Annotated in this window: 12 protein-coding genes and 3 tRNA genes; 14 read left to right on the top strand and 1 reads right to left on the bottom strand. The window is 47.6% G+C overall.

Translation table 11 applies throughout. The features are described 5' to 3' along the window. Window positions 1–8: 8 nt before the first annotated feature. The 6 genes from POF51_RS03485 (at window position 9) to POF51_RS03460 (ending at window position 5,980) form a co-directional block, all read left to right on the top strand. Window positions 9–845, top strand: a complete 837-nt coding sequence (locus tag POF51_RS03485) for an energy-coupling factor transporter transmembrane component T family protein (protein WP_069845258.1) — start codon at window positions 9–11, stop codon at window positions 843–845. A 66-nt stretch (window positions 846–911) separates the two neighbouring features. Next, on the top strand, window positions 912–1,469 hold the full coding sequence (locus POF51_RS03480) for an ECF transporter S component (protein ID WP_069845257.1): 558 nt from the start codon (window positions 912–914) through the stop codon (window positions 1,467–1,469). Continuing rightward, a complete protein-coding gene (locus POF51_RS03475; RefSeq protein ID WP_069845256.1) occupies window positions 1,469–2,431 on the top strand; it encodes a P1 family peptidase in 963 nt (320 codons plus the stop codon). The genes POF51_RS03480 and POF51_RS03475 overlap by 1 nt, the downstream gene beginning before the upstream one ends. Window positions 2,432–2,468: 37 nt before the next feature. After that, window positions 2,469–3,686 carry a M20 family metallopeptidase gene (locus tag POF51_RS03470; protein WP_069845255.1) on the top strand — a complete coding sequence of 406 codons (1,218 nt, stop codon included), beginning with the start codon at window positions 2,469–2,471 and terminating at the stop codon, window positions 3,684–3,686. 143 nt (window positions 3,687–3,829) lie between these two features. Beyond that, complete coding sequence (locus POF51_RS03465; RefSeq protein ID WP_069845254.1) at window positions 3,830–5,617, top strand: M3 family oligoendopeptidase; 1,788 nt, start codon at window positions 3,830–3,832, stop codon at window positions 5,615–5,617. A 120-nt stretch (window positions 5,618–5,737) separates the two neighbouring features. Beyond that, window positions 5,738–5,980: a hypothetical protein gene (locus POF51_RS03460; protein ID WP_017248216.1), complete on the top strand. Its 243-nt coding sequence runs from the start codon at window positions 5,738–5,740 to the stop codon at window positions 5,978–5,980. Between the two features lie 76 nt (window positions 5,981–6,056). On the opposite strand, the gene POF51_RS03455 is transcribed toward POF51_RS03460, so the two are convergent. Next, window positions 6,057–6,965, bottom strand: a complete 909-nt coding sequence (locus POF51_RS03455) for a C40 family peptidase (protein WP_017248217.1) — start codon at window positions 6,963–6,965, stop codon at window positions 6,057–6,059. 177 nt (window positions 6,966–7,142) lie between these two features. Between POF51_RS03455 and POF51_RS03450 the strand changes: the two genes are divergently transcribed. From POF51_RS03450 to POF51_RS03415, 8 genes are all read left to right on the top strand, one after another. Then, window positions 7,143–7,219: transfer RNA gene (locus POF51_RS03450), tRNA-Asp, on the top strand. A 43-nt stretch (window positions 7,220–7,262) separates the two neighbouring features. Next, window positions 7,263–7,338: transfer RNA gene (locus POF51_RS03445), tRNA-Thr, on the top strand. A 7-nt stretch (window positions 7,339–7,345) separates the two neighbouring features. After that, window positions 7,346–7,432: transfer RNA gene (locus POF51_RS03440), tRNA-Leu, on the top strand. Between the two features lie 180 nt (window positions 7,433–7,612). Then, entirely contained in the window at window positions 7,613–8,659 is a 1,047-nt protein-coding gene (locus POF51_RS03435; protein WP_069845253.1) for an NAD(P)/FAD-dependent oxidoreductase, read from the top strand. Window positions 8,660–8,818: 159 nt separating this feature from the next. Beyond that, a complete protein-coding gene (locus POF51_RS03430; RefSeq protein WP_069845252.1) occupies window positions 8,819–9,448 on the top strand; it encodes a VanW family protein in 630 nt (209 codons plus the stop codon). 134 nt (window positions 9,449–9,582) lie between these two features. Then, window positions 9,583–10,128 carry a hypothetical protein gene (locus tag POF51_RS03425; protein ID WP_026043053.1) on the top strand — a complete coding sequence of 182 codons (546 nt, stop codon included), beginning with the start codon at window positions 9,583–9,585 and terminating at the stop codon, window positions 10,126–10,128. A 57-nt stretch (window positions 10,129–10,185) separates the two neighbouring features. Next, complete coding sequence (locus POF51_RS03420) at window positions 10,186–10,812, top strand: fumarylacetoacetate hydrolase family protein (RefSeq protein WP_069845251.1); 627 nt, start codon at window positions 10,186–10,188, stop codon at window positions 10,810–10,812. A 301-nt stretch (window positions 10,813–11,113) separates the two neighbouring features. Further along, window positions 11,114–12,010 carry a C40 family peptidase gene (locus POF51_RS03415; RefSeq protein ID WP_069845250.1) on the top strand — a complete coding sequence of 299 codons (897 nt, stop codon included), beginning with the start codon at window positions 11,114–11,116 and terminating at the stop codon, window positions 12,008–12,010. Window positions 12,011–12,240 lie beyond the last annotated feature (230 nt).

Genomic DNA, 12,240 nt, shown 5'->3' with positions numbered 1-12,240 from the left:
GGGTCCACATGTCAGCAGAATTTGAATTGACGCGCAATATTACCATCGGTCAATATTTACCCACTGCTTCGGTCGTTCATCGTCTCGATCCTCGTTTCAAGCTGGGTGCTTTCGTCATCCTCATCTTAGCGATTGCCATCTGCGATACATACGTGGGTAATCTGTTTGCTTTAGCCATTTGTATCTGGATGTTTCAAATCTCGAAAATCCCCCTACATTACGGTATATCCGGGATCAAGCCCGCTATCCCCTTTATCATTATTTTGGCGATCATGCAGTTACTATTTTACGGGGAGGTTGTCAATGGTGGAACCGTTTATTTGAAATACGGCTTCATCACGATTACGAGTGAGAGTGTACGCCTCGTCATCGTGTCTGCCATACGTTTCGTAGAAGTAATCTTCTTATCGAGTGTCCTCACGCTCAGCACTTCGACGACGGAACTTACACACGGAATGGAGCGATTGCTGGGGCCATTAGAAAAAGTAAAGTTTCCGGTTCATGCCTTTGCTTTGATCATCACGATTGCTGTGCGCTTTGTACCTACCTTCGCGATGGAAATGGAAAAAATGATGAAAGCACAAGCATCCCGTGGTGCAGATTTCGGTACAGGAGAATGGTGGCGGATCATCCAGCGAACAAAAGACATGTTTCCCATCATCATCCCGCTGTTTAATGTGGCGCTCTCCAGAGCAGAAGATTTGATTTTGGCAATGGAAGCCAGATGCTACACACCAGGTGCTGCACGGACCAGATACACCCAATACAAGGCTGTAGGCAAAGATTACGTCGCGCTGATCGTGAGTATTGTCATTTCAGCCGTCATGCTCGCCATACCTTGGTAATGGAGACTAGCGGGAATTCGCCCGAGTAGGGCATTCCACATAAAACTCGTAAAAGGAGGAGTATGCATGGAAAAAGGCTTGACCGTTCGCAAGATTGTCATTGCAGGCGTTTTGGGCGCGATAGCGATTTTGCTCGGGGTGACACGTCTCGGCTACATTCCGGTTCCGACAGCAGCGGGCAATGCCACTATTATGCACATCCCGGCTGTGATCGGGGGCATAATGGAGGGCTGGGGCGTTGGTATGATCATTGGCCTTATATTTGGAGTCTCTTCTTTCTTAAATGCCACCGTTCCGCTTTTTAAAGACCCTCTTGTAGCCATCCTGCCACGTTTGTTCATCGGTGTGACTGCTTACTTGACCTATGCTGGTTTGAAAAACGTCAATCAGTACTTGGCGATTGGTGCCGCTGGCTTTATTGGGGCGATGACAAACACGATCCTGGTACTGGGCATGGCCGTCATTCGAGGATACATGACCCTCGGCGTAGCGACCACAGTTGCAATCACGAACGGCTTGCCAGAAGCAATTGTTTCGGTCATTGTTACACTGGCTGTCGTTGCGGCTTGGAAGAAATTAGGGTCAGCAGGTAGGCAAAAATCAAAAATTTCAGGAGACTTATAATGACCGGAACGATTGTTGACGTACCCGGCGTTCTCGTCGGGCATGCACAAAACGAAGAAACATTAACGGGATGCAGTGTGATTATGCTGGAAAAGCCGTCTGTCTGCGGCGTGGATGTCCGGGGTTCTGCCCCGGGCACCCGCGAGACGGACCTCTTGGACCCTGTCAATCTGGTGAGTGTCGTCCATGCGATTTGCCTTTCGGGTGGCAGTGCATACGGTTTGGATGCTGCTACAGGTGTCATGCAGTATTTGGAGGAACATGGCATCGGACTGGATGTTGGCTATGGCGTCGTTCCTATCGTTCCAGCAGCAGTTTTGTTCGATCTGGCAGTAGGCGACTATCGGGTTCGTCCGGATCGTCAAATGGGCTATGAGGCAGCACAGGCAGCAAGCCGTGAGAAAGTAGCACAAGGAAACGTCGGTGCGGGTACAGGTGCGACAGTAGGCAAGCTAAATGGATTTGGGAATGCGATGAAGAGCGGGTTAGGCACAGCTTCCGTGATTCTACCCAATGGACTCGTCATAGGTGCAATCGTCGCTGTGAATGCGGTCGGTCATGTCGCAGATCCGCGGTCAGGGACGATCATAGCCGGGCCGAGAGATGAACAGGGAACCATTCGGGATAGCATGGAGATACTGCGCCAGCAAGCTTTTGCTCCGATCCCTCCAGGTACGAACACGACGATTGCCGTAGTCGCCAGCAATGCTCACTTGTCCAAAGCAGAAGCAAACAAAGTAGCGCAAATGGCTCATGACGGGCTTGCCCGTACGATCCGTCCGATTCACACCATGTACGATGGCGATACGATCTTTGCTGTAGCAACAGGCGAAGTAGAGGCGAGTGTAGACTTGGTGGGCGCGTTGTCCGCAGATGTGCTGGCAGAAGCCGTCATCCAAGCGGTTAAGCACGCAGAGGAAGCAGGGGGACTGCCATCTTATCGCAGTTACTTCCAGGGATAGGTGTAACATATTTGGATGCAGAGGAGAGGATTGGCGGATGAATCAGGTGATATCCTTTGTTGACGAGCAGGAAGTTGTACGCCTAACGCAGGAGCTAGTTAGAATTCCAAGTGTATTTCGTCCCGATCAGACAGGAGCGAATGAAGAGCGGGTAGCGCTATTTGTCGCCGATTATCTTCGTAACATGGGTTTGCAGGTCTTCTATGAAGAGGTTGTTCCAGGCAGACCGAATGTCATCGCCTTTTACGATTCGGGCAAGCCTGGCAAAACGCTTTTATTCGAAGCCCATACAGATGTCGTAACAGAAGGGGATCGGGATGCTTGGAGCTACGACCCTTTTGGTGGAACAATATCTGGTGGGCGTATCTATGGGCGTGGCTCCTGTGACACAAAAGGAAATCTGGCTGCCGCGATATGTGCCGTCAAAGCTATCCAACGATCCAAACAGTCTTTTACAGGCAAAATCCTCCTATGCATCCCTTGCGATGAGGAGAGCATGATGATCGGGATCAAGGATTTCATTCGTCGCGGTTGGGCCAACAACGTCGATGCGGCGATTATCTGTGAACCGGAAGAAAATCAGCTCTGCATCACGCAAAAAGGAGCCATGCGAGCAATTCTTCGTACGTTTGGCAAGATGGCGCATGGAGCTATGCCACTGACGGGCATCAATCCGAACACAAGGATGGCACGCGCCATCGTGGCGTTAGAAGAGCTGGAACGAAAGGAAATGGCTCGTCTGGGAGAGCATCCAATGTTGGGGTGGCCGAGTATCACTCCGACGATTTTGCAGGCACCGGTCAAAGGAGACGCCCAAATCAACGTCGTACCCGATCAATGCATGACAACACTTGATATTCGCACGGTTCCCGGGCAGGACCACCAAGAGCTGTATAAAGAGATCAGTGTCATATTAGAGGAACTAGGCAAAGAGGATGACAAGTTCAAGGCTACTCTGGAAGTAATCGAAGAGCGCCCTTGGACGTTGACTAACATGCATGAAGAAGTTGTGACTTCCGTTGCGAACGCCTATCGGGAAATCACAAGAAAAGAGCCCGTATATAATGGCGTCCCAGGTGCGACAGATGGAACCTTCCTGCACAAGGCCGGCATTCCGATTTTGACGACAGGCGCAGGTGATCGCCACATCCCTCATCATGCAGATGAGTACGTAGCTATTGACCAATTGGTGGAATCCACCCAGCTTTTTGCCTTGTCTGCATTAACGTTTTTGACGCAGCCAGTACGAGCTTGATCACTTACAAAAGAACTCTGCTTACGCTAGCGGCAGAGTCTTTTTATTCTCGCAAAAGAAGTTTTTTTAGCAAAAACTTGCAGAATCCATCTAAATTTTTTTACAATAGGCTTGTTACATAAGAGAAAAGGAGGCGCGTGCCCATGAATATGCGCTGGAATTTGGACGTCTTGTATTCCTCATTTGATGCACCAGAATGGAAACAAGATTGGGAGAAGTTTGTACGTGAAACAGAAGAGATCAAAAGCTGGGCAGCGCAAAACTTTCAATCTTCAGAAGATGCAGTAGCGAAGATGGAGACATACATAACGATGATGACCTCCGTCTTGCAAACGCATTTCCGCTTGTACGCCCACGGAGAGCTGACTGCCAGCGTGGATGCCAAGAATGAAGTAGCACTGCTTGCGATTGAAAAAGTACAGAATCAGGCTGTGGAATTGGTTGAACCAGGCGTACAATTCCAAAAATGGCTAGGATCGTTGAGCAACCTGGACGAGTTGATTAACCAATCGGAGCTGTTAGAGACACATCGCTTTATGTTGACAGAAATGTCAGATAAGAGTAAATACATGCTGAGCGAAAAAGAAGAAATCGTCCTAGCAAAAATGAAAAATACAGGGTCAAATGCATGGACAAAGCTCCATGAAATGCTGACTTCCACTTTACTGGTAGACATTACAGTCGATGGGGAGCACAAACAGCTTCCATTGCCAGTGGTGCGGAACATGGCGAACGAAAAAGATCCGCAGCTTCGCAAAACGGCCTACGAGGCGGAACTTGCCGCTTACAAAAAAATCGATGGAGCTGCTGCTGCCAGCTTGAATGGAATTAAAGGCGAGGTTATTACCGTAGCGAAGCTAAGAGGCTATGAATCGCCGCTGGATAAGACGTTGCAAGACTCCCGTATGGACCGCGAGACGCTCGAAGCGATGCTTCAGGCGATGCGTGAGAGCCTGCCATCCTTCCATCAATACTTCCGTACAAAGGCGAAGCTACTCGGCCATGAGAGCGCTCAGTTGCCGTTTTATGATCTGTTTGCGCCAGTGGGCGAGGCAGACATGCGGTTCTCGTATGAGGAATCGCGCGACTTCATTGTGAAGCACTTTGGTAGCTTTAGCGAAAAGCTCGCCAACTATGCAGCACGAGCTTATGACAATCAGTGGATTGATGCTGAGATTCGTGAAGGCAAGCGTGGAGGGGCATTCTGCTACAACCTGCACATCGTAGGGGAGAGCAGAATTATGTCGAACTACACAGGCAGCTACAGCGATGTGAGCACAATGGCACATGAATTGGGTCATGGCTATCACGGAGAATGTCTCGTAAACGAAGCATTCTTGAATAGCGAATACCCAATGCCAATCGCCGAAACCGCGTCCATTTTGTGCGAGACCATCATTGCCAATGCAGCACTTGAACAAGCGACCTCCGAGGAAGCATTTGCGATTTTGGAAAATGATATCAGCGGAGCAAGTCAGGTGATCGTCGATATTTATAGTCGTTACTTGTTCGAGACTGCGGTATTTGAGCGCAGAACTGAAGGTGCCTTGTCTGTTTCCACTCTGAACGAACTGATGCTACAAGCGCAAAAGGACGCTTACGGAGATGGTTTGGATCCGGCAGCTCTACACCCGTACATGTGGGTATGTAAACCGCACTATTATAGCGCGGATTACAATTTCTACAACTTCCCGTATGCTTTTGGGCTTCTGTTCGCGAAAGGCTTGTACGCAGAGTATCTCAAGCGCGGGGAAGCTTTTGTTGAGCAGTACGACAAGCTCTTATCTGTTACGGGCAAAATGAGCGTTGCAGATGTAGCAGCTATCATGGATGTTGATGTACGCTCCGTAGATTTCTGGCGGAATTCACTCTCTTTGGTTGCAAAAGATATCGACAAATTCGTAGAGCTCGCGTCTGCACGCCTAAGCTAAATAGGAAGAACGTCCGCTATGTCATTAGCGGACGTTTTTTATTCATGTTGCAAAGCGTTTTTGTGCGCATAGGGAACAGAGCGGAAGGAGAAAGTAAGAAAAAACAGATGAGGTGATTACGTGGTAAACGGATTGCAGTTACTCGACCTATTGCGGGAAACGGAGAACAAGATGCTGCATTTACATAGAGCCATCGACAGAGTAAGCAGCGAGCCGGATTTCAAGGAGTCTGTCAGTGTTCTTACCGTAGTCGTTCGTGATTATCAACTTCAGCTCGACAAAATGAAACAAGCATTGGGCAAAATCGAAATCGGAGGGCAGCAGCAACAACATCAGCAGGCCCATAATACCGAAATACATTAAGCACAGAAAGACAAACAGCCCTCGAACTGCTGCAAAGGCAGATAGGGCTGTTTGTTTGCTTTTATGTGTAGAAAGCTTACTGGAAGTTAGCGTATCGCTTCACTCCATAAAACGGGTAGAGCTTATGCATGTATTCGACTTTGCCATAGCGAACATCTTCGCCATTCGCATGCACGATTGCTCCATTACCCAAATAGATCGCTACGTGGGACACGCGTCCTTTTCCAAGCGAATCGTAGAACAAGAGGTCACCAGGCTGTGCTTGATCCAGTGATACTTCTTGACCGCCACGGAATTGATCTTCAGAAGTGCGCGGAAGTGTAACCCCAAGCTGTTCAAAAACGTATGAAGTAAAGCCACTACAATCAAAGCCATTCGGAGTAGTTCCGCCTAAGACGTATGGTGTATTGAGCAATGGCTCAAAAATTTCCTTCATTCGACCCAGATCTTCTGCATTTACCTCGGCAGGCAGCGAAACGGTAGAAGTGAGGTTTGGACTTAGGAACTCTGTAGCAACGTATGCTTCACGATCTTCGAATTCGATTTTCGTCCATTCATTACCCGTTTCTACGACTTCTACAATGGAACCGAAACTTAGCTTGCCTAACACTTTTGCGTCAGTCGAAGGCTTTTTACGCACATTCAGCACGTCACCAGTGACACGGGCTTTTTCACCAGCAGTTAGTTCTTTAGACTCAGTGGTAGCGTTATCATTCTGATTGACAGCTACATCGGAAGGAGTGTCCGTCGCAATGGAGCCAGAAGTGTTTTCACCATGAATAGATAGAGTTTGTCCAATTGACAATCTATCGTCATTCAGTTGGTTCCATTGAATGAGTTGATCCACCGTTACTTGATGTTCACGAGCGATCTTGCTCAGCGTATCACCTGCTGATACCACATATGCCGATGAGGAAGCATGGGCAGCAGTAGGCAGCAGAGTGAAGAGGGCGAGGAAGGTGAGTAGCCTCGAAGTCTTTTTCATGTCATCGTCTCCACCAATCTACTAAAATCTGCATATCTAGCTAAAATTCTATCGGATTTTCGTTGGTAAATCTATGAAAAAATTAATCTTTCATTATTTTTTTAAAAACTATTGCATCTGGAGATAGAATCGTGCTATATTACAGAAGTCGCCGCAAGATGGAGACAAAAATCACATGGAGCTGTGGTGAAGTTGGAGTTCACGCCGGTCTGTCACACCGGAGGTCGCGGGTTCGAGTCCCGTCAGCTCCGCCATTCTATTTTTAGAATGTGCGAATTACATAGTTTCTCGTAATGTGCCGGTATAGCTCAATTGGTAGAGCACCTGACTTGTAATCAGGGGGTTGTGGGTTCAAGTCCTATTGCCGGCACCATTTTTATGCGGTCGTGGCGGAATTGGCAGACGCGCTAGATTCAGGTTCTAGTGGTGGCAACACCGTGGAGGTTCAAGTCCTCTCGACCGCACCATATGGTAAACAACAGGTTCGTAAATTGGCTGATGAAGCTAATTACGAGCCTTTTTATTTTTTCTGGAATGTTGAATCCTCCTCCATTTTCCATTACAATCACATTGTGATAATGAATCTCATTTTCATCATCACGTTTGATGATTCATAAACAAACAAGAAAGACAGTGGAGGGGTAGTTGTGGGAGAACAGTTGGAGCTGTTTGATGTAACCATTATTGGCGGTGGCCCTGCGGGGATGTACGCTGCCTTTTATAGCGGGATGCGAGATCTTAAGACGAAACTCATTGAAGCGAAAGAAGAGCTCGGTGGACGAATGTTGATCTATCCAGAAAAAATGATCTGGGATGTAGGCGGTGTACCACCACAGCTATGTGAAAAGCTGGTTGCCAATCTGGTGGAGCAAGCGAAGACATTTGATCCCACCATCGTGCTAGGCGAGGCGATTATTGGACTAGAGCCACAAGAAGATGGCACGTACATACTCGTTGCAAAATCGGGGAGACGGCATTGGACGCGCACGATCATACTGGCTCTGGGCCGAGGTATTTTGAAAATGGCAAAACTGGAGATCGAAGGGGCCGAGCGCTACGAGGTGACAAATCTTCATTATACGGTGCAGGAACTGGAGCCATTCCGTGGGAAGCACGTCCTCATCTCAGGTGGCGGCGACTCCGCGGTCGATTGGGCAAATGAACTGGTGCAAATCGCAGCGTCCGTAACTGTCGTGCATCGCCGTGATGTATTTGGTGGACATGAGCGGAATGTAAAGCGCATGAAAGAGTCATCTGCAATCGTTCGCACCCCATATACGGTCACGCAATTGCAAAGCTCAGACAAAGAAACGATCGATAAAGTGACGATACGTCATCTAGAGACGGACGAAACGGAGCAAATCGATGTCGACGCCATCATCGTCAATCACGGATTGAAGGCCGATTTCACTGGGATTAAAGAGTGGGGCTTGGACATGGATGAGTGGAACGTGTTTGTCAGTCCCCGTCTGGCAACGAATCTGCCAGGGATTTTTGCGGCGGGAGATTTTGCGAGCTTTGACAGCAAGATTACGCTGATCGCGGGAGCATTCACCGATGCGGCTGTGGCCGTAAACAGTGCAAAATTACACATAGACCCAGTAGCAGATCAGATGGCGTATGTTTCTTCCCATAACCAGCGCTTTAAAGAAAAGAACAAAGCCCTCGGGGTTATCGATGAGGATGACGAATAGAACATGATGTAGGACAAAAAGCCCAACATTTGCAGGTTGATTGCCGCTTTTCCCATACGTTACATTGTTAGAGACAAGGTGTAATAACAATGACAGGCTATATAAATAGGGAGCTTCGCGTCAGTCAATCGATCAACAAATGTGGGAGAGGAAGTAGAAATGAAGAAAGTTCGGCATTGGCCGATCAGTATGGCGACAGTGGCCCTTGTGTTCTCGCTGGGCATGAACTACGCGCCTGAGCGTGCAATGGCGTTACAAGTGGATCCGTTATCTCCTGCTATCGAGTTGCAGGAAAAGTTACAGGAAAAGTATGTGGAGAAGATGGACCTCAAGGAAGAGGAGGTTCTCGGTTTTTATTACTCATCGATGAAAGACAGCACAGATACGCGTAAACATAACATCAAGCAAGCATTGGCCAAGATTCATAATGAAAAAATCAAACCGCAACAGGTGTTTTCTTTCAATGAAACAGTGGGAAATTCGAATTTGCCAGAGGATGGTTGGCAGAAGGCCGGCGTTATTCAGAATGGTCAGCTCGTCGATGACTATGGAGGCGGGATTTGTCAGGTTTCCAGCACGCTTTACAATGTAGCTGCTGAAGCGGGGATGATCATGGTGGAACGGCATAACCACAGCAAATCAGTGGGATACGTACCAGTGGGTCAAGATGCCACAGTAGCGTATGGCTATATGGATTTTAAATTTACCAACTTGTATGATTTCCCTGTGAAAATCAAAGCAAAATCATACGATGACGAACATGTTGTGATTGCGATCATACGTGCGTAGTTTAGAAGGAATAAAGGGGGCATCCTATGGATGAACCCTGTTTTTTTCGGTATTTTGTCAGGAAAAAAATGGATGGTAATTTAGTTTTGAGTCATGCATTCCTGACCATACTGTTTTTAGAGGGAGGTGCCGTGATGTTCGTTCAGATGACAGGTGATTCACACAATCAAGAGGTTCTCGTCATGGGAGAACGGTTAGATCGCCAGCAGGATGGTTGCTATCTTTTGCCTGGGAGACTTGTCCATGCATTGAAGCCACAGGATTTGCCGGTAGGAATCCCATTTAAGCTCTCAGGTGCGCTGCCCTCTGGCTACGGATTTTATCGGGAGGACTCTGTTATTTTTCGGCGGACGAATGATACTCCCTCTCTGTGGATTGATGTTACTTCTACATATATGGTTGCGGAATGGGATGGTTTGTTCTCGGTAGAAGCGACGGTTGAAGCCAGAAAGCATGTCGTGGAACAACAACAGCAGTTTGCCTTTGTCCTCTCCGAAGTGACAGAGCAGCAAGTGATTTTCCATTACGAATTTTCCTGGTGCTCTGAGCACGAGATGGATCTGGAAAGTGCGTTGGAATCCATTTGTGATACCGTGATTGAAGTAGAAGCACGAGGGAATGCCCGTCTTTGGCCTGGCTATCGAAACTACATGGAAGAGGACGAACAAGACAAGCTGTAATACGCCGTGCAGCCATGATATAGTGAAAAAAGAGATAGCACCAAAGGAGAGGACAAAATGGAGTCAGTCAAAAATATTTACTGTATCGGTCGCAACTATCGATTGCATGCTGCGGAGTTGGGGAACGATGTACCAACCAAGCCAATGATCTTTGATAAGCCAACACATGCGCTTGTAATGGCAAATGGCGAGGCCATTGAGCTTCCGGCATCTCGTGGAGAGCTTCATTATGAGGCGGAGCTTGTGATTCACATCGCGAGACCATATGAGGCTGGAGTTACACTTGACGAGATGATTGACAAAATAGCACTCGGCATCGACTTTACTTTGCGGGATGTTCAGAGCGAGCTGAAGAAAGCAGGGCATCCATGGTTGTTGGCAAAAGGGTTTAAAAATTCAGCCATTTTGACGTCTTTTCATCCTTTCCCTGGTATTCATGAGCTGCACCAAACGGATTTCTCCTTGCTGAAAAATGGAGAGCAAGTGCAACGCGGTAATCTTCGTGATGTGATTTTTGATTTGGAAACCATGATTGCCTATATATCCGAACATCTAGGACTGGATCAAGGGGATATCATTTACACAGGTACGCCAGCGGGGGTAGGACCTGTTACAGATGGGGATGTCCTCACTCTCAAGTGGGGAGAAGAGACTTGGGGGCAGTTTACGGCGAAAATGAAATAGGTATGAATTGAGAACCATCTTCTGACAGAAACAAGCAGAAGATGGTTTTTGTTTGGGGTTCGGGCCAGCAAAATAGCCGTTTTTTGCGACGAAAATCACCTTTGATACCGTTTTGTAACTTTTATGGTTCCATGGAACTAAGAGGTAGCAACCGCCTACTTTGCACCCTGTTTTCTGACTAGTCCCATGCTACCAATTCCATCATTGGAAAATTTTACGGTCTTATCCTCCTGTTTCCTCCTGCGCTATTCTGTCCATGTACCCAAGACGGGTGCCACAACATGACAAGGAGGAAAAGAAAGTGACGAAACGAGATTGGGTAATGAAGTCAACAGTAGCAGTCATGCTGAGTACGTCCCTGTTAATGGGTGGTCAAGTTGGAGTAGTGGCCGCTAAGACACAAGATTCAAAACAGTCAGAGGTTGCAAATATTGCTACTTCTTTGATCGGGAAGGATTACGAGTACAAAGCAAAGGGACCGAAGCAATTCGGATCTGCAGAGCTGGCTACGTATGCGTACAAACAAGTAGGGATATCCATTGGGAGCACAATCTCTAGCCTGTACAAGACTGGGAGTAAAGTATCCGAAAAAAGCGTGGCGCCAGGAGATTTGGTGTTCTTCGCCTCTAGCGGAAGCGGAAGCCCGACTTTTATGGGAATATACATAGGCAGTGATCAATTCGTCTATTCTTCGAAAGGGGAAGACGAGGTAGTTGTAAAAAAATACTCGGCGTACAGTAACAAATTTGTAGGGGCTCGTCGTGTTATTGATTCCTCAGAGAATACGCCGAGCAAGCCAGAACAGCCTGTAAGCAAAACTGCCGATCAGGTCATTAAAAATGGCGAAAAGTATTTGGGCACGAAGTACAAATACGGTTCAAGCAGTAGCACAACCAGTACGTTCGACTGCTCTTCCTTTACCCAACGTGTATTCAAGGAAGCGGGTATTACTCTGCCACGCGATTCCCGTCAGCAATCGACTGTTGGGAAATCTGTTTCCAAAAGCAACCTGCAAAAAGGTGATCTGATCTTCATGAAGGCATCGGTAAACAGTACTTCTGATCGGATTACACACGTGGCTATTTACGCAGGGAATGGAAAAATCCTGCACACTTACGGTAGTCCTGGTGTGACTTACTCCAAGTACGATGGAACGAACTGGGAGAAGCGCACAGTGAAAATCAAGCGTGTTATCTAATCATACAACTTCAAAGTGTTTACTCCGCTCTCGTGCTTTCGTACGGGAGCTTTTTTTATGTGCTTTTGTATAATAAGACGCTGCTTCACTTTTTTTGTTTCGCGTCAATTATTGCCAACTGAGTAGAGAAAGTTATTCCCTTAGAAGAAGGGCCAGCCGCCTTGGCTGAACTCGCGACGCGTCGAGTGAAAGGGAAAGGCCACTATGGTCCCTTTTCTTATTGTGAAAAC

Source organism: Brevibacillus sp. AG (assembly GCF_028369215.1).
Lineage (GTDB): Bacteria > Bacillota > Bacilli > Brevibacillales > Brevibacillaceae > Brevibacillus > Brevibacillus porteri.
Note: the sequence above shows the minus strand (reverse complement) of the source record. Positions and strands in the feature narration are given on the sequence as shown.

Coding starts and splice junctions, on each gene's coding strand:
- POF51_RS03485 (WP_069845258.1), top strand. CDS start 9: ATGTCAGCAGAATTTGAATTGACGCGCAATATTACCATCGGTCAATAT.
- POF51_RS03480 (WP_069845257.1), top strand. CDS start 912: ATGGAAAAAGGCTTGACCGTTCGCAAGATTGTCATTGCAGGCGTTTTG.
- POF51_RS03475 (WP_069845256.1), top strand. CDS start 1,469: ATGACCGGAACGATTGTTGACGTACCCGGCGTTCTCGTCGGGCATGCA.
- POF51_RS03470 (WP_069845255.1), top strand. CDS start 2,469: ATGAATCAGGTGATATCCTTTGTTGACGAGCAGGAAGTTGTACGCCTA.
- POF51_RS03465 (WP_069845254.1), top strand. CDS start 3,830: ATGAATATGCGCTGGAATTTGGACGTCTTGTATTCCTCATTTGATGCA.
- POF51_RS03455 (WP_017248217.1), bottom strand. CDS start 6,965: ATGAAAAAGACTTCGAGGCTACTCACCTTCCTCGCCCTCTTCACTCTG.
- POF51_RS03430 (WP_069845252.1), top strand. CDS start 8,819: ATGAAGAAAGTTCGGCATTGGCCGATCAGTATGGCGACAGTGGCCCTT.
- POF51_RS03425 (WP_026043053.1), top strand. CDS start 9,583: ATGTTCGTTCAGATGACAGGTGATTCACACAATCAAGAGGTTCTCGTC.
- POF51_RS03420 (WP_069845251.1), top strand. CDS start 10,186: ATGGAGTCAGTCAAAAATATTTACTGTATCGGTCGCAACTATCGATTG.